General features: G+C 61.8%; 12 protein-coding genes. 3 read left to right on the top strand and 9 right to left on the bottom strand.

Features of this window, described 5'->3' with window-relative positions:
- Positions 1-19: 19 nt before the first annotated feature.
- The 7 genes from ACFOW7_RS18695 to grpE form a co-directional block, all read right to left on the bottom strand.
- Positions 20-463 (bottom strand): pentapeptide repeat-containing protein, encoded by a 444-nt coding sequence (locus ACFOW7_RS18695; RefSeq protein ID WP_378167227.1) that lies wholly within the window; start codon positions 461-463, stop codon positions 20-22.
- 670 nt (positions 464-1,133) lie between these two features.
- On the bottom strand, positions 1,134-1,754 hold the full coding sequence (locus ACFOW7_RS18690; protein ID WP_378167225.1) for an HD domain-containing protein: 621 nt from the start codon (positions 1,752-1,754) through the stop codon (positions 1,134-1,136).
- A 214-nt stretch (positions 1,755-1,968) separates the two neighbouring features.
- Positions 1,969-2,496, bottom strand: coding sequence for a hypothetical protein (locus tag ACFOW7_RS18685; RefSeq protein ID WP_378167223.1), 528 nt, complete (start codon positions 2,494-2,496; stop codon positions 1,969-1,971).
- 555 nt (positions 2,497-3,051) lie between these two features.
- Complete coding sequence (gene dnaJ / locus ACFOW7_RS18680; RefSeq protein ID WP_378167221.1) at positions 3,052-4,170, bottom strand: molecular chaperone DnaJ; 1,119 nt, start codon at positions 4,168-4,170, stop codon at positions 3,052-3,054.
- A gap of 2 nt (positions 4,171-4,172) precedes the next feature.
- A complete protein-coding gene (locus tag ACFOW7_RS18675; RefSeq protein WP_378167219.1) occupies positions 4,173-5,270 on the bottom strand; it encodes a fatty acid desaturase family protein in 1,098 nt (365 codons plus the stop codon).
- A 135-nt stretch (positions 5,271-5,405) separates the two neighbouring features.
- Positions 5,406-7,328 (bottom strand): molecular chaperone DnaK, encoded by a 1,923-nt coding sequence (gene dnaK, locus ACFOW7_RS18670; RefSeq protein ID WP_378167217.1) that lies wholly within the window; start codon positions 7,326-7,328, stop codon positions 5,406-5,408.
- A 219-nt stretch (positions 7,329-7,547) separates the two neighbouring features.
- Positions 7,548-8,099 carry a nucleotide exchange factor GrpE gene (gene grpE, locus ACFOW7_RS18665; protein WP_378167215.1) on the bottom strand — a complete coding sequence of 184 codons (552 nt, stop codon included), beginning with the start codon at positions 8,097-8,099 and terminating at the stop codon, positions 7,548-7,550.
- 399 nt (positions 8,100-8,498) lie between these two features.
- On the opposite strand from grpE, the gene aceA reads away from it, so the two are divergent.
- Both aceA and aceB read left to right on the top strand, forming a co-directional pair.
- Positions 8,499-9,797, top strand: a complete 1,299-nt coding sequence (gene aceA, locus ACFOW7_RS18660; RefSeq protein ID WP_378167212.1) for an isocitrate lyase — start codon at positions 8,499-8,501, stop codon at positions 9,795-9,797.
- Positions 9,798-9,918: 121 nt separating this feature from the next.
- A complete protein-coding gene (gene aceB, locus ACFOW7_RS18655; RefSeq protein WP_378167210.1) occupies positions 9,919-11,508 on the top strand; it encodes a malate synthase A in 1,590 nt (529 codons plus the stop codon).
- Between the two features lie 471 nt (positions 11,509-11,979).
- Here aceB and ACFOW7_RS18650 read toward each other — a convergent pair whose 3' ends face one another.
- A complete protein-coding gene (locus ACFOW7_RS18650; RefSeq protein WP_378167208.1) occupies positions 11,980-12,471 on the bottom strand; it encodes a hypothetical protein in 492 nt (163 codons plus the stop codon).
- Between the two features lie 269 nt (positions 12,472-12,740).
- Between ACFOW7_RS18650 and ACFOW7_RS18645 the strand changes: the two genes are divergently transcribed.
- Positions 12,741-12,992 (top strand): YfhL family 4Fe-4S dicluster ferredoxin, encoded by a 252-nt coding sequence (locus ACFOW7_RS18645; protein WP_378167206.1) that lies wholly within the window; start codon positions 12,741-12,743, stop codon positions 12,990-12,992.
- Between the two features lie 88 nt (positions 12,993-13,080).
- On the opposite strand, the gene ACFOW7_RS18640 is transcribed toward ACFOW7_RS18645, so the two are convergent.
- Positions 13,081-16,785 (bottom strand): PAS domain S-box protein, encoded by a 3,705-nt coding sequence (locus ACFOW7_RS18640; protein WP_378167204.1) that lies wholly within the window; start codon positions 16,783-16,785, stop codon positions 13,081-13,083.
- Positions 16,786-16,858: the final 73 nt, after the last annotated feature.

The raw sequence follows: 16,858 nt of genomic DNA, 5'->3' as shown, positions 1-16,858 counted from the left end.
ATTGCTGGTGCAGTGCGCTTTATAACAGACTCATCCGGACAAACCCGCGCAATTCAGGCTCAAAACCCGGCGGAAAGCGCGTGGCAGCGTTATAGACCGCGCCGTCGAATACGGCGCCGTCGAGCAGGGCATCGGTAAAATCCGCGCCACACAGGATGACGTAATTATCAAGCTCGTCCTTACAGAAGGCGGCATTACGCAGATCGGCCCCGGCAAAGCTGACGCCTTCAAAGCGGCCGCCCAGAAAGCGGGCATCGCACAGGGTGGCGTTTCTGAAGACTTCGCCGGCGCCCATGCACAGATAGAATTCGGCACCGCTCAGATCGGCGTGGGCCAGACGGGTGTCGCACATCGACACGCCTTCGAATACCGCACCACGCAATACGGCACCGCGCCAGTCGCGGTCATCGAGGTTTTCACAGCAGAAATACATGGGTAATTCATCGAGTTCAGCCACATTCATCGCTGTCTCCCAATACGGTGGTCCTACCGGTCTTAACTATCCAACAAAGCCTTGCCAAACAAAGATGATCAAATAGCGTTTTTCTATCGAATTCTGTCATGCCGTACAATTTTATTGGAATACGCAATATTCCAGCCATCGCCAGCTTCGTCAAAACAAAAGCCATCGGGGGATGGCTTTGATGATGGTTCTTTTTATCGGACCTCCAAACACGGCCCAAATGCCGCGCCCTGGCGCTGCAAGCAGCGGGCCATACTATACCATTGGCATAGCCCAGCAACAAGAATTTCAGTCTCTCTGACCACTTGCTTTGTCTATTGGCGCGATTTCAAACCATAAATCAATTTTTCCGCCAAAAAAATCGAGTAAGGCTGGAATTGGCGGCATGAGGGTGATCTCCACCCAAAAATCGATAGAACGAATAAATTAATAAGCTGATGCAGCTCACTGCCGGAAAGACAAAAAGAAAAGCCCGGCAACTGACCGGGCTACAAATTGAACAACGGAGAAAACCGTAGAGGGGAATTGACTCGCTAGGGGGCGCCCCCCCTGTCCGGCAGACTGGAACAACGAATCAATTCGCCGATACGTCCAGAAAAGACCGCTGCCGCCTGAGATTGGTTCCGGAGGAAATCGCGCCCGGCAAAACTGCCGCGCCTTCCCTGCCGCGTCAGCCGGTCAGCACCGCCAGCTCCTGCGCCAGATTGGCCCGGGCCTGCGCCTCGTAATGGCTGAAGAACCAGTCGGTCTGAAACAGCCTTGGCCGCGCCAGAAAGGCACGCAGAATCTCCGCCCGTTTGCGGCGGAACAGGAAACCGGGCACCCAGCGGTATTCGGCGCGCACCTGGGTCTGGTACTCGGCAAAGCGCTCGGCAGGCGCGGCGAGGATGGCCAGATCGATATCGACCAGCAGCATCGCATCGGGCTCCTGCGGCAGCGCCTGATGGCAGGTGGCCATGATCAGGGCCCGGACCCGTCCGGCGACATCCTGATCGATGCCTTGCGCCTGGAGTGCCTGAACCGCCCAGTCGGCGCTGCGCGCCTCGTTATCGGGCTGACGCGGCTGATAGACTGCATCGTGGTACCACAGGGCCAGCTCGACCTCGGCCGGGTGCAGGGCCAGCGATCGGGTTTCGGCCAGATGGTGCAGACACTCGTCGAGATGCTGGCGGGTATGGTAGTGGCGCTGCGGCTCGGCATAGGCCGTGAGCAGCCGCCGGTATTCGGCCTCATCGCCCGCCTCGGCACCCAGGCTGCGCCATAGGGCGTGCCACTGCTCCAGCATGGTCATGGACTTCCTTTGTGCCAGGGAAAACCGGGCCAGGATAGCAAACCGGGCCGTGACTGACAGTAGGGAGGAAAACCGAGAGGATTGAAGCCAGAAACGCCCCGGCGTCAGGGGATAACGCCGGGACGCAATGACCAGGAAATCGTCAGAGGGTCCGATCCGGGGAAAGACCGGCTTCTGTTGCCCGCGAGGAACGGGCGGCGGCTGGTCGACCGCCTTACACCGCCTGGGCGGTGCAAGCCGCCATCGGCTGGGTCGGCACGGTGTAGGGCCAGCTTACTTCCCAGTAACGCTGTTGGCCTTTGCCATCCTTACCGCCGATTTGCAGCACATGCTTGTAAAGACGCGGTCCTTGCAGGCTGTACTGGGTTTGGCCGTAGCGCACGGCTTCGCAGTCCTTGCACAGCAACTTGCCTTCGCCGTAGACATTCCAGCGGCCCGGCTCGATATGGGTGCGGCTTTCGCTATCGAAAGTACGCGACTGGGCCGTACGTTGTTCCAGCACGAAACGACCGGCGCCGGTATCGACCAGCAGGCGCAGACAATCGGTCTGCTCGCCGTCACGAACCTGGAAATATTCGTCCAGCTTGACTTCAACGGTTTTACCGGTTTTGGAATCGAACCAGCTCGGCTTACCGGCCGGTTTCGGCAGATGGCCCGGAATACCGGAATTGGGACCATCGCCCGCCACGGCCTGGCCCAATAAAGCGGCGCCGGCAACCAGAGCGGGAATCAGCGACTTCATGACTTTCATTTTCCACTTCACTCCAAAAATAACCGCAAGGCCTTACCCACCTCGCGGACCGGCCGTGCCGGATAAGGCACGGCGACCGGAAACGTGCGTCCCGGTAGGGCCGCCCGCCAACCGCTTGAGTGGCTTGCTCAAGCGCCCCGGCATTCTAGGGATTGGAAATAGAAAGTCCACTGCTAAATCTGACAGGTTTCGATTTAAAATTTAAAAAATGACGGATAGATCGAAAAAGAATAGTGCATTTACTCTGTAACAAATAAACGGCGATCAAGACGATTTAATCGGATATTAATTTTAGTGTCACTACACAGCAAAGAAACGCCTATCGCTTTTTCAGGTCCTTTTCCAATTGCCAATTGTTATGTATTTACCGATTGTTTATAGCCCGGGGCCATATGACCGGCGGTCGGTACCTCGGCCAGAAAAGGCCGGGGGCGCGCCACGAATCGATCGCAGCACGCCCCCGGCACAGTGGCAATCTTGCAGAAAAATTTGCTTTTTGTTTAAAAACCCCTCTATCGCTTGCGATTGCCTTGCAGAAAATTTTCTTTAATTAAAGAAGTCCTTGACCTTCTCCATCCACGACTTGGCCTTGGGATTATGCTTGGCATCGTCTTCGAGGCTGATGTTCTCGAATTCGCGCAGCAGCTCCTTCTGACGGTCGGTCAGGTTGATCGGGGTCTCGATCACCACATGGCACATCAGATCGCCGCTGATCGCGCTGCGCAGTCCCTTGATGCCCTTGCCGCGCAGACGGAACACCTGACCGGTCTGGGTTTCGGCCGGGACCTTGATCTTGGCGACGCCGTCGAGAGTGGGAATCTCGATCTCGCCACCGAGGGCCGCGGTGGCGAAGCTGATCGGCATCTCGCAATGCAGATCGGACGCATCACGCTGAAACACCGGATGCGGCTTGATATGGACCACCACATACAGATCGCCCGCCGGCCCGCCGTTGACGCCCGGCTCACCCTCGCCGCTCAGGCGGATGCGGTCGTTCTCATCGACCCCGGCCGGAATCTTCACTTCGAGCGTCTTGTGGGTCTTGACCCGGCCGGCGCCGTGGCAGTCACGGCACGGATCGGGCACCACCTTGCCGGCGCCATGACAGGTCGGGCAGGTCTGTTGCAGCGAGAAGAAGCCCTGCTGGATGCGGACCTGACCATGACCATGGCAGGTGCCGCAGGTCTTGGGCTCGGTGCCGGGCTTGGCGCCGCTGCCGTGGCAGGTCTCGCACTCGGTATGGGTGGGGATCTTGATCTTGGTATTGGTGCCGCGTGCCGCCTCCTCGAGCGAGATTTCGAGGTTGTAGCGCAGGTCCGAGCCGCGATAGACATTGGAGCGGCCCCCGCGTCCGCCGCCACCGAAGATATCGCCGAAGATATCGCCGAAGGCGTCGGCAAAGCCGCCAAAGCCGGCGCCACCGCCCATCCCGGCCTGCGGATCGACCCCGGCATGGCCGTATTGGTCATAGGCGGCCCGTTTCTGGCTGTCGGTGAGCACCTCGTAGGCCTCTTTGGCCTCCTTGAACTTTTCTTCCGCTTCCTTGCTGTCGGGGTTGCGGTCGGGGTGGTACTTCATCGCCAGCTTGCGATAGGACTTCTTGATGTCTTCTTCGCTCGCGTCGCGGTTGACGCCCAGAATTTCGTAAAAATCGCGTTTTGCCATGATCAGTTACCTTGCTGCGCCGGCTGGGGCAGGCCCATGGTGCGCAGGAAGCGGAAATGTGCCGCCACGGCAGCCCCGACCGAGCCGAAAGACTGGTAGGCGACGCCGAATTCGCGGCAGGTGTCGCGCACGATACGGCTGATCGCCGGGTAATGGACGTGGCTGACTTTGTGGAACAAGTGGTGCTCGACCTGATGGTTGAGCCCGCCGGTATAGAAATTCACCAGACGGCTGCCCGGCGCGAAATTGGCCGTGGTCAGCAGTTGATGTTCAGCCCATTCGTAGGGCATCTTGCCGTCCTGGTCGGGCTGCGGAAAGCTCGCCCCCTCGACCGTATGCGCCAGCTGGAATACCAGCGACAGGGTGAAACCGAACAGCAGGTGCATCGCGATAAAGTAGACCAGCACCAGCCAGGGCGGATGAAACCACATCGGCAGCACCAGGGCATAGGCGATATAGAGCAGCTTGGCGCCGAAGAAATACGGCAGTTCCCACCACTGGCGCGGCTGCAAGGGCGTCTCGCCGATCTTGCCGCTGAACACCTTCTGGAAATCGCTGAAGACGAACAGGTACAGCGACAGCAGGCTGTAGAGCAGCGGGGCATACCAGTGCTGCAAACGGTGCCAGGGCCGGCACGGCTGACTGGGCGACAGGCGCATCAGGCTGCCCAGGGCGATATCGTCGTCGCGTCCGTCCACATTGGTATAGGTGTGGTGCAGCATATTGTGCTTCTGCCGCCATAGCATGCTGCTGCTGCCGAGGATATCCATGGTGGCACCGCCCAGCCAGTTGACCCAGCGCCGCCGCGACATGCTGCCGTGGGCGCCATCGTGCATCACGCCAAACGCCACCATCACCATGCCCTGCACCGTAACAAAAGCAGCCAGGGCCCCCTCGAACCAACCGCTCGCGCCCCATACCAGCCAGGCATAGCCACCGAACATCATGGCCAGCGCCAGCATCGCCTTGGCAAACAGACGCCAGTTACCGGTAGGACGGCGACCCGGCTCGCTGAGGTAGGCATCGACCCGCTGCTTCAGGGTGGTGAAGAACAGACTGCGGGGCGGAAACTGCAAGCGCTGCGGACTGCTTATCGGCATGGTCCCTCCAGGACAGTGATGCCTGCCGGCCTCGATCGCACTGCGGGCCGGCGACGGCGTTCGGCCATGCCGACCGACGCAACCGGCCCGTCAGACGCAAGACCGCCCGGAACGATCCGGGCGGTGCACAGCTTACTACGCTTGCTTGTTGTCCTTCACCTCGGTGAATTCCGCATCGACCACATTGCCATCGTCCTTGGCCGCGGCCGGTTCAGCCGCGCCGGAAGCCTGGGCGCCTTCCTGGGCCGCGTACATCTTCTCGGCCAGTTTGTGGGAAGCCTGCTCCAGCGCCTGGGTCTTGGCCTCGATCGCTGCCTTGTCGTCGGACTTGAGCACGGCTTCGAGATCCTTGATGGCGGCTTCGATGGCACCCTTCTCGTCGGCGGCGATCTTGTCGCCGAACTCGCTCAGCGACTTCTGCACCGCGTGGATACGGGCATCGGCCTGGTTACGCGCCTGCACCAGCTCGACAAACTTCTTGTCTTCGTCGGCATGGGCTTCGGCGTCCTTGACCATGCGCTGGATTTCTTCTTCCGCCAGACCCGAGTTGGCCTTGATCGTGACCTTGTTCTCCTTGCCGGTGGCCTTGTCCTTGGCCGACACATGCAAGATGCCGTTGGCGTCGATATCGAAGATCACCTCGATCTGCGGCACGCCACGCGGCGCGCCCGGGATGCCTTCGAGATTGAACTGGCCCAGCGACTTGTTGTCGGCCGCGCGCTCACGCTCGCCTTGCAGCACATGGATGGTCACGGCCGACTGGTTGTCGTCGGCAGTCGAGAACACCTGACTTGCCTTGGTCGGAATGGTGGTGTTCTTCTGGATCAGCTTGGTCATCACGCCACCCAGCGTCTCGATACCGAGGCTCAGCGGGGTCACGTCGAGCAGCAGCACGTCCTTGCGGTCGCCCGACAGCACCGAACCCTGGATCGCAGCGCCCACGGCCACCGCCTCATCGGGGTTGACGTCGCGGCGCGGGTCCTTGCCGAAGAATTCCTTGACCTTCTCGATCACCTTGGGCATCCGGGTCTGGCCGCCGACCAGGATCACATCATGGATGTCGCTGACCTTGAGACCGGCGTCGCGGATGGCGATACGGCACGGCTCGATGGTGCGCTCGACCAGATCATCGACCAGGCTTTCGAACTTGGCGCGGGTGATCTTCATCGCCAGGTGCTTCGGACCGGTGGCGTCCATGGTGACGTAGGGCAGGTTGATCTCGGTCTGCTGGCTCGAGCTCAGTTCGATCTTGGCCTTTTCGGCGGCTTCCTTGAGCCGTTGCAGGGCCATCACATCGTTCTTGAGATCGATGCCCTGTTCCTTCTTGAATTCGGTGACGATGTAGTCGATCAGACGCTGGTCGAAGTCTTCGCCGCCCAGGAAGGTATCGCCGTTGGTGGCGAGCACTTCGAACTGCTTGTCGCCGTCCACGTCGGCGATTTCGATGATCGAGATATCGAAGGTACCGCCACCCAGGTCATAGACGGCGATCTTGCGATCGCCCTTCTCGTTCTTGTCGAGACCGAAGGCGAGTGCCGCTGCGGTCGGCTCGTTGATGATGCGCTTGACTTCGAGGCCGGCGATACGACCGGCGTCCTTGGTGGCCTGACGCTGGCTGTCGTTGAAGTAGGCCGGCACGGTGATCACGGCTTCGGTGATTTCCTCGCCGAGATAGTCTTCGGCGGTCTTCTTCATCTTGCGCAGCACTTCAGCCGAGATCTGCGGCGGGGCCATCTTTTTGCCCTTGACCTCGACCCAGGCGTCGCCGTTGTCGGCGCGGCTGATGGTGTAGGGCATCAGGGCGATGTCCTTCTGCACTTCCTTCTCTTCGAACTTACGACCGATCAGGCGCTTGACGGCATACAGCGTATTGCGCGGGTTGGTCACCGCCTGACGCTTGGCCGGCGCGCCGACCAGGATCTCGTCGTCGGTGTAGCCAATGATCGACGGCGTGGTACGTGCGCCTTCGCTGTTCTCGATAACCTTGACCTGACCGCCTTCGAGCACTGCGACGCAGGAGTTGGTCGTACCCAGGTCGATACCGATGATTTTGCCCATGTTCTGAATCCTCTCTCTGAGCCGGCGCGGGTCCGGCACTGACTGAATAACCTTGTCCGCTAAGTGGGGATGCCGTAAACGGTTTCAAGTCCCCTGTTGCGCTGCCGGCACCATCACTGTCGGCCGGGCCCATATCAGCACTGAAAATGGAAGCTGTTTTTCCAAAATCAATCTGATGCGCATGCCATCTAGCAGAGCTTTGGCGGTTATTTTTCCTGTTTATTCGGCAGCCGACTTGGGCTTTGCCACCACCACCATGGCCGGACGCAGTACGCGATCGGCGAGCACATAGCCTTTCTGCATCACGCTGACCACCGTATTGGGCTCGGCGTCGGACTCGACCATGCCCATGGCCTGGTGGCGGTTGGGGTCGAGCTTGTCGCCGACTGGGTCGATCTCCTTGAGATTGACCTTCTCGAAGGCGCTGCTCAGGTTTCTGAGCGTCATCTCGACGCCCATCTTGATGTTCTCGATCGAGCTGTTGTCCTTGAGCGCCATTTCCAGCGTGTCTTTGACCGGCAGCAATTCGGTGGCGAACTTGCTGACTGCGTATTTGTGCGCTGCGGCGATATCGTCCTGGGCACGGCGACGCACGTTTTCGGTCTCGGCCTTGGTATAGAGCAGTGCGCTCTGCAATTCAGCCACTCGCACTTCGAGCGCGGCCACCTGGGCTTCGAGGCTTTCGGCGCTCACAGCGCCGTCAGCGGCCTCGCCGGTATTTCCAAGTTCTTGATCCTGCATGGCTTCCTGATTTGGGCTGTCGTTTTGCATGGCAACCTCCGTTGAAGATAGCGGGCAGATGGGGCCGCCATCGGGTTTATTCAAGGGCAGAGGCGGCGTGTAGTGACCGGTTGCGACACTACAACGCCGCTGTTGCTTTCTGGTGCATTGGATATACAAAGCAGTCGCTTGTTTGAAATTCTTGCTGCGTTGCACAGAAAACTGCCTATAATCGACTACGAATTAACGCCACGGAACCAACCGCGACGCCACCATCCCCCAGCGCCGCGTGTTCACGCCCAAAGCAGGATCCAGCCAGGGCGGGCCTGGTCAGCCGGAACACCATCTCCGGGGCCTCCCCGTGCATTGCAACGCATCTTCATTCTTTCCAACGCAAGCGCTGCCGTGCCTTGCTGCTGGCTCGCTACACGCATTAAGAGGTAAACGCTTATGTCTACTCGTGAAGAACGCATCGCCGCCCTGCAAAAGGACTGGGACACCAATCCGCGCTGGAAGGGCATCAAGCGCGGCTACAGCGCTGCCGATGTCGAACGGCTGCGCGGTTCGGTCCTGGTAGAACACACCCTGGCGCGTCGCGGCGCCGAAAAGTTGTGGGACCTGCTCCACAACGAACCCTATATCAACTGCCTGGGCGCGCTGACCGGCGGCCAGGCCATGCAGCAAGTCAAGGCCGGCGTCAAAGCCATCTATCTGTCGGGCTGGCAAGTGGCCGCCGACAACAATAGCTATATGGCGATGTATCCCGACCAGTCGCTCTACCCGGTCAATTCGGTGCCGGCCGTGGTCGAACGGATCAACAACGCCTTTACCCGCGCCGACGAAATCCAGCATAGCAAGGGCATCGAGCCCGGCAGCAAGGGCTTTACCGACTACTTCGCCCCGATCGTGGCCGACGCCGAAGCCGGCTTTGGCGGCGTGCTCAACGCCTTCGAGCTGATGAAGTCGATGATCCGCGCCGGCGCCGCCGGCGTGCATTGGGAAGATCAGCTCGCCTCGGTCAAGAAATGCGGCCATATGGGCGGCAAGGTCCTGGTGCCGACCCAGGAAGCCGTGCAAAAGCTGATCGCCGCCCGTCTGGCTGCCGACGTCTACGGTGTGCCGACCCTGGTGATCGCCCGTACCGACGCCGAAGCCGCCGATCTGCTGACGTCGGATGTGGACGAGAACGACAAGCCGTTCTGCACCGGCGAGCGCACCGCCGAAGGCTTCTACAAGACCAAGAAGGGCATCGAGCAGGCAATCAGCCGCGCCGTGGCCTACGCCGACTACGCTGACCTGGTCTGGTGCGAAACCGGTACGCCCGACCTCGAATTCGCCCGTCAGTTCGCCGAGGCGGTGCATTCCAAGCATCCGGGCAAGCTGCTCGCTTACAACTGCTCGCCGTCGTTCAACTGGAAGAAGAACCTCGACGACGCCACCATCGCCAAGTTCCAGCGCGAACTGGGTGCCATGGGCTACAAGTATCAGTTCATCACTTTGGCTGGCATCCACTCGATGTGGTACAACATGTTCGATCTGGCCCAGGACTATGTGGCACGCGGCATGTCGGCCTATGTCGAGAAGGTGCAGGAACCCGAATTCGCCGCCCGCGATCGTGGCTACACCTTCGTCAGCCACCAGCAGGAAGTCGGCACCGGCTACTTCGACGATGTGACCACCGTGATCCAGGGTGGCGCCTCGAGCGTGACCGCGCTGACCGGCTCGACCGAAGAAGAGCAGTTCCACTAAGCGTCTTTACGCCGCACCAGCGCCGCCCCGCTCACCCGAGCCCGGGCGGCGTTTTTGTCTGAACCGCTTGCGGCCACACGGCCGAACCGGCGGAGCCTGTTCCGCCGCGAAAGGATTCCCCATGCAATACGCCCCCGGCATCGTCATCCACGCCGACGTCACCCCGGAATTCGCCCGTATCCTGACCCCCGAGGCACTGGCCTTCGTCGCCACCCTGCATCGCACCTTCGAAGGCCGCCGCCAGGAACTGCTGGGCCGGCGCGCCCTGCGCCAGGCAGAACTCGACGCCGGCAAGCTGCCCGATTTTCTGCCGGAAACTGCCACGGTACGCGAGGCCAACTGGACCATCGCCGAACTGCCGCCGGCGCTGCGGCGGCGCCGGGTCGAAATCACCGGCCCGGTCGAGCGCAAGATGATCATCAACGCCTTCAACTCGGGCGCTGACAGCTATATGACCGATTTCGAGGATTCGAACTGCCCCAACTGGTCCAACCAGATCCAGGGTCAGATCAACCTCTACGATGCCATCCGCCGCCAGATCGACTTCACGGCCGACAACGGCAAGTCCTACCGGCTCAACGAGCAGATCGCTGTGCTCCAGGTGCGGCCGCGCGGCTGGCATCTCGATGAAAAGCACGTCACCGTCGACGGCCAGCGCGTGTCGGGCGGGATTTTCGACTTCGGTCTGTTCCTGTTCCATAACGCACGCGAACAACTGGCACGCGGCGCCGGTCCGTTCTTCTATCTGCCCAAGCTCGAAAGCCATCTCGAAGCACGACTGTGGAACGATATCTTCGTCAAGGCGCAGGAGCTGCTCGACCTGCCGCGCGGCACGATCAAGGCCACGGTGCTGATCGAGACCATCCTGGCTGCCTTCGAGATGGACGAAATCCTCTACGAGCTGCGCGAGCACTCGGCCGGTCTCAATGCCGGACGTTGGGACTACATCTTCAGCTGCATCAAGAAATTCCGCAGCAATACCGGCTTCTGCCTGGCCGATCGCAAGCACATCACCATGACCGTGCCGTTCATGCGTGCCTACGCCCTGAGCCTGGTCAAGACCTGCCACCGGCGCGGCGCGCCGGCCATCGGCGGGATGAGTGCGCTGATTCCGATCAAGAACGACCCGGTCAAGAACGAACAGGCCATGGCCGGCATCCGCGCCGACAAGACCCGTGATGCCAACGACGGCTTCGACGGCGGCTGGGTGGCCCATCCGGGGCTGGTGTCGGTGGCAATGGAGGAATTCGTCAAGGTGCTGGGCGAGCAGCCCAACCAGATCGGCCGACAGCGCGACGAGGTGTTTACGGCAGCCGATCTCTTGAACTTCCGCCCTGAGGCACCGATCAGCGAAGCTGGCCTGCGGATGAACATCAACGTCGGCATCCAGTACCTGGGCAGTTGGCTCGCCGGCAATGGCTGCGTGCCCATCCATCATCTGATGGAAGACGCCGCCACCGCCGAAATCAGCCGCGCTCAGGTGTGGCAGTGGATACGCTCGCATAAAGGCGTGCTCGAAGATGGTCGCAAGGTGACGGCCGATCTGGTGCGCGAGCTGGTGCCGCAGGAACTCGACGTCATCCGCGCCGAACATGGCGACGCCACCTTCACCGCCATTCCCTATACAGAAGCCGCCCAGATCTTTGCCGAGATGTCGACCAGCGACAGCTTCGCCGAATTTCTGACCCTGCCTCTGTATGAGAGGATCTGAACGGCAGCGCCTTTCCGGCCAATCCGGCGTCAGCCTGTCCGGCCCTCGGCGTGCAGCATAGCGCTCAACCAGACTTGGCGATGACGCCGATTCAAACGGAAATGCGGTCGTTCACCGCCGAAACGACGCCTGCGGGCGTCGTTTTCATTTGAGATCCGGACCGGGAAGCTGCTTGCGTGAGCATCACGGCTTCGGGCCCGCTGTGTTCTTGGGAGTTATCAGTGGACCCGACACGCTGGGACGTGACGGTTTTTTGGCTCCCTGACACCGGTTCAGTTGGACGCCATGTTGAGCGCCGATCATTTGCCTGTCCGAAGGTGGAGGTGATTGGACCGTAGAGGCTGGGACGGTCGGTTGGAGAGGACAGCTTCAGCTTGCAGGCTGGTCAGCCTGCTGTGGCTTTTAAGCAGGATATTTTTATTTTCTTATTAACGATGCCTATTTTCTTGCAAACGTCATGCAGAATATTTTCTAACGATAATTAGGCACCCGCTCCTGCGCTTCTTCCTCGGTCGGGGGCGAGGCAAAGATGCCTTCCTCGACGCAAGCCTCGCCGTTTTCGATCCAGCAACGATAGCCATAAGGCTCGTCACCGTAATCACCGACGGCTTCGATCTCGAGGCTAGGGTCGAGGCAATAGAGGAAGTCAACGAACTCGACAAACAGCTCATCGCCGCTTGAGCCGGTCAGGAAAGCCACTTCGACCAGCATTTCTTCGGGGATGTACAGCGGGCTGCCCTGCCGACTGACGCCGCGTCCCCAGTCCTCGTCGATGGTGCGGATAAACTCTTCGCCCGCTGCACGACCGTCTGTCGGATTGATCGCAGCGCAGCGGTCGAGAAAGGCCGCCAGACCTGCTTCATCCAAGCCGCCCTGGCCAATCTCCTCGGGGAACAGTTCAAGCAATTGGCCAAGCCGCTCGCGTTGCTTATGACGTGCGGTGAGCACAAAAGAAAATTCCATGCCGATTCCTCCGAAAAATGGCGGCCTTGGGCGTCAACGCCTGACCTAGCGTCAGCATAAGCGATCCTTCCGGCGATTTGATGACCAATGCTGGTCAGGCCCGCAGCGGCCGGACCCAGGCTTGACCGTCCCTGCTCTCCCGCGCGTCCGATCGGCCTGCGCCACCCGTCAGCTCTGGCACGGCGGTCATGCACCAGCTTGCAGGACAGATGCCCTGGTGAGACAATTCCGCCCAAAATAACCTACTGTTTTACTAAGGAATTCCCATCATGGCGCTGATGATCACCGACGAATGCATCAACTGCGACGTGTGCGAGCCGGAATGCCCCAACGGGGCGATTTCGCAAGGTCCGGAGATTTATGTGATCGACCCGAGCCTTTGCACCGAATGTGTTGGTCACTATAACGAGCCGCAATGTCAGCAGGTCTGCCCGGTAGACTGCATTCCGCTCGACCCCGAACGCAAAGAGACCCAGGAAGAGCTGCAACAGAAATACCTGCGGATTTCGGCCACCGCCTGAACCGCCTGAACCAGGGAAGCGCGCTACGCTTCCCTTTTCCTTTCCCGGCAATCCCTCGCCACCTCCAACGCCACGTCACGTCCTCCCACTAAGCCCGTTTCGCCGCCAGGATGTCGCGGATCCTTACCGCCAGCGCATCCATCGCAAAAGGCTTCATCACCATTTCCATGCCGGGCCCGAGGAATTCCGAGCGCACCGCCGCATGCTGGGCATAGCCGGTCATGAACAGGATAGGCAGTGCCGGCCGATGCCGACGGGCGATCTCGGCCACTTGGCGGCCATTGAGGCCCGGCAGCCCCACATCGGAAATCAGCAGCTCGATCGGCTGATCCGACAGCAGCACCGGCACTGCCGCGTTGCCGTCGCTGACCTCGATGGCGCTATAGCCCAGTTCGTGCAGCACCTCGACCACCAGCATTCGCACCGCTTCGTCATCCTCGACCACCAGCACCGTCTCGCCGCCGCCACGCGGCGCCTGCGCCGACTCGACCGGGGCGGGCAATGCGGTGGCACCCAGGTTGTGCGGCAGATAAAGGCGGATGGTGGTGCCACAGCGCGGCGTGCTGGCGATCCGCACATGACCGCCTGACTGTTTGACGAAGCCGTAGATCATCGACAGCCCAAGCCCGGTGCCCTGGCCGATCGGTTTGGTGGTGAAGAAGGGCTCGAAGGCGCGTCCGAGCACTTCGGGCGTCATGCCGATGCCGGTGTCGCTGACGCTGATCACGGTGTAGCTGCCTGGCCGCAGCCCGTCATGTTCGCTCTCGGGTGGCAGCGTCACATTGGCCGTCTCGATGGTCAGCTTGCCGCCGTCGGGCATTGCATCGCGCGCGTTGATGGCCAGATTGAGCAGCGCATTCTCCAGCTGACTCTCGTCGCTCAGCACCGGCCCCACCGCGTCGCCCAGCACCACCAGCAAGGCGATATGTTCGCCCAGGGTGCGATGGAGCAGGTCCTCCATCGAGCCGACCAGCCGATTGACATCGACGGGCTTGCTATCGAGCGGCTGACGGCGGGCAAACGCCAGCAGGCGATGGGTGAGCGCCGCCGCCCGCCGGGCTGAGCCGGCCGCCATCTCGATAAAGCGCTCGGCATCGTCAAGCCGGCCATGGCTGACGCGGCGCCGCAGCAGCGACAAGGCACCGGTGATGCCTTGCAGGAGATTGTTGAAATCGTGGGCGATACCGCCGGTCAACTGGCCCAGCGCTTCCATCTTCTGGCTCTGGCGCAGACGCGCTTCCGCCTCGCCCAGCGCCTTGGCATGGGCGCGCTCGGCCGTGATATCGCGGCCGACGGCGTGGATACGGTTGGCATCGGGCACGGCCGTCCACGAAATCATCAGGAAATGGCCGTCACGATGCCGGTAGCGGTTCTCGAAACGCAGCGTCGCGCCGCCCTGGGCCAGTTGACGCATGGCGGCCGCCGTCAGCGCCTGGTCGTCCTCGTGGACCAGCGCAAGCAGGCTGCTATCGAGCAGCGACTCGCCGTCCCAGCCCAATACCCCATGCCAGGCCGGATTGACCGCCACGATGGCCCCATCGAAGCGGGCCACCACCATCAGATCGGTAGACAGGCACCACAGCCGATCACGGTCGCGCGTGCGGGCCTCGACCCGCTGTGCCAGCGAGGCATTGCGCCGCGCCAGCTCGGCCTGGGCGGCTTTCTGGTCATCGATATCGGTATGGGTGCCGATCCAGCGCAACAGCCGGTCGCCCCCCTCGATCGGCAGCGCGCGGGCGATATGCCAGCGGTAGCTGCCATCGCGCCGCCGCACCCGCAGCTCGCTGTCGTAGCGCTCGCCACTGGCGACTGCCTGCTGCCAGCTTGCCAATACGCCTGGCAGATCGTCGGGATGAACGATCGCATGCCAGCCCTCCCCGGCCAGTTCAGCGAGTCCAAGGCCGGTGTAATCGCAGAACTGGTCATTGGCCCAATCGAGCTGACCATCGGGCGCAGTGGTCCAGACCTGGTTGGGCATCGCCTGGGCCAGCACCCGGAAGCGCGCCTCGCTCTGCCGCAACGTTGCCTCGACCGCCTTGCGCTCGGTGATGTCCTGCACCACCCCGCGCATCTGTAGCGGCCGGCCGCTGGCGTCGCGGACGAATTCGGCCCGCCGTGAAATCCAGCGCAGCGCCCCATCATCGTGGCGCCGGATACGGTATTCCACCTGTAACTCGGCCGTTCCCTGCCGTCGGCTGATCGGGTTGGAAACGTAGGAGCGATCCTCCTCGATGCTCAGGGACTCGACAGCTTCAGTCGCCAGACTCTCGCACACCGGCAGGCCGAAAATACGGCAGAACTCGGGCGATACGGTCAGCCAATTGGTCGCAATATCGAGCAGAAACACCCCGATGCCACCGGCCATCTGCGCCATCCGCAGCTGATCGTGCATCTCGCGCAGTGCCAGTTCCGCCTTGAGCCGGGCGCTCAGATCGATCTGGCGGGCGGCTTCGGCCTGCTTACGCTCGTGGATGTCGATCAATACCCCGGGAAAGCGCAGCGGCCGGCCCTGCTCATCGAGTTCGACATGGCCGTTGGCCTCGATCCATAGCCAGGCGCCATCCTCCTGGCGCACCCGATACTCGGCACGGTAACTGCCGCCGCGCCGCAGCGCCTCGGTCACCAGCCGGTCGACTCGCAGCCGATCCTCGGGATGGATGGCCTGACGCACCTCGCCAATCGGCAGCCCGCGCGCCAGCGCCGCGGCATCGAGCGAAAAAGTGCGGGCGAAGCGCTCGTCGCTGATAAAGCGGTCATGCGGCACTTCCCACACCCAGGTGCCCAGCACCGCCCCGGTATTGAGCGCCAGCTCGATCCGCTCGGCCGCCTGCTTGCGCGCCTGTTCGGCTTCACGCAGCGCCTGCTCGCGCGCCAGGCGGTCGGAGATATCGGTAAAGGTGCACACCACGCCCTGCAACTCGCCGTCACGGTAGATCGGCTCGGCACGGTAATCGACCGGGAAGCACGAGCCATCGCGGCGGAAGAAGTATTCCCCGCTGCAATGGACCGGATAGCCGCTGCGCGCCACCTGACAGATCGGCGAATCGGCCTCGCTGTAGGGCGTGCCGTCGGCACGGGAATGGCGGATTTCGCTGTGGAGCCGGCGACCGATCACTTCCTCGGCCCACTGGTAGCCCAACATGCGCACAAAGCTGGCATTGCAGAAGGTGGCGCAGCCGTCGCGGTCCAGCGAATAGAAGCCTTCGGTGGTCGAATCGAGCACGCGGCGGGTGAAGTCCTGCTCGGCCCGCAGACGGGCCTCGCTGGTCACCAGCGCCTGGGCATCGCGTACCCGCTTGGTGGTCTCGTTGACGATGCACAGTACGCCAGCGACCTCGCCTGACTCGTTGCGCACGGCGGAATAGGACACATCGAAATAGACCGTTTCCAGAAAACCGTAGCGATCGATCCGAAACGGCCGGTCGCGCGCCGAAAAGGTCTGGCCGCTGCGTCTGACTCCATCGAGCAGCGGCTCCAGATCGGCCCACAGCTCGTGCCATGACAGCGCAGCCGGCAGGCCGAAGGCTCTCGGATGCTTGGCGCCGATCGTGGGGGCATAGCTGTCGTTGTAGAAGGCGATGAATTCCGGCCCCCAGAACAGCACGATCTGGGCTTCGGCCGGCAGCAGCAGGTCAAGCGAGGTGCGCAGGCTCTGCGGCCAGTCCTCGACCGGACCAAGCGGGCTGTGGCGCCAGTCGCGCTCACGGATCAGGGCGCCCGCCTCGCCGCCGCCTACCGGCCAGGCAGCGCTGCGCCGGACGATCACCGACGCGGCGGAACGGACCTGTTCCATCGCACTGCCACCACAGGCATTGCCCAGCGCAAACCAGGCTGGCCAGCAGTCGGCAGCGGTCGCATATTGGGCA

Origin of the sequence: Chitinimonas lacunae, from assembly GCF_042650885.1 — a bacterium.
Taxonomy (GTDB): Bacteria; Pseudomonadota; Gammaproteobacteria; order Burkholderiales; family Chitinimonadaceae; genus Chitinimonas_A; species Chitinimonas_A lacunae.
This window is presented reverse-complemented; position numbering and strand designations above follow the sequence as displayed.

Excerpts from the sequence above, each read along its gene's own strand:
- ACFOW7_RS18695 (WP_378167227.1), bottom strand. The coding sequence starts at position 463 with ATGAATGTGGCTGAACTCGATGAATTACCCATGTATTTCTGCTGTGAA.
- ACFOW7_RS18690 (WP_378167225.1), bottom strand. The coding sequence starts at position 1,754 with ATGACCATGCTGGAGCAGTGGCACGCCCTATGGCGCAGCCTGGGTGCC.
- ACFOW7_RS18685 (WP_378167223.1), bottom strand. The coding sequence starts at position 2,496 with ATGAAGTCGCTGATTCCCGCTCTGGTTGCCGGCGCCGCTTTATTGGGC.
- dnaJ (WP_378167221.1), bottom strand. The coding sequence starts at position 4,170 with ATGGCAAAACGCGATTTTTACGAAATTCTGGGCGTCAACCGCGACGCG.
- ACFOW7_RS18675 (WP_378167219.1), bottom strand. The coding sequence starts at position 5,270 with ATGCCGATAAGCAGTCCGCAGCGCTTGCAGTTTCCGCCCCGCAGTCTG.
- dnaK (WP_378167217.1), bottom strand. The coding sequence starts at position 7,328 with ATGGGCAAAATCATCGGTATCGACCTGGGTACGACCAACTCCTGCGTC.
- grpE (WP_378167215.1), bottom strand. The coding sequence starts at position 8,099 with ATGCAAAACGACAGCCCAAATCAGGAAGCCATGCAGGATCAAGAACTT.
- aceA (WP_378167212.1), top strand. The coding sequence starts at position 8,499 with ATGTCTACTCGTGAAGAACGCATCGCCGCCCTGCAAAAGGACTGGGAC.
- aceB (WP_378167210.1), top strand. The coding sequence starts at position 9,919 with ATGCAATACGCCCCCGGCATCGTCATCCACGCCGACGTCACCCCGGAA.
- ACFOW7_RS18650 (WP_378167208.1), bottom strand. The coding sequence starts at position 12,471 with ATGGAATTTTCTTTTGTGCTCACCGCACGTCATAAGCAACGCGAGCGG.
- ACFOW7_RS18645 (WP_378167206.1), top strand. The coding sequence starts at position 12,741 with ATGGCGCTGATGATCACCGACGAATGCATCAACTGCGACGTGTGCGAG.
- ACFOW7_RS18640 (WP_378167204.1), bottom strand. The coding sequence starts at position 16,785 with ATGGAACAGGTCCGTTCCGCCGCGTCGGTGATCGTCCGGCGCAGCGCT.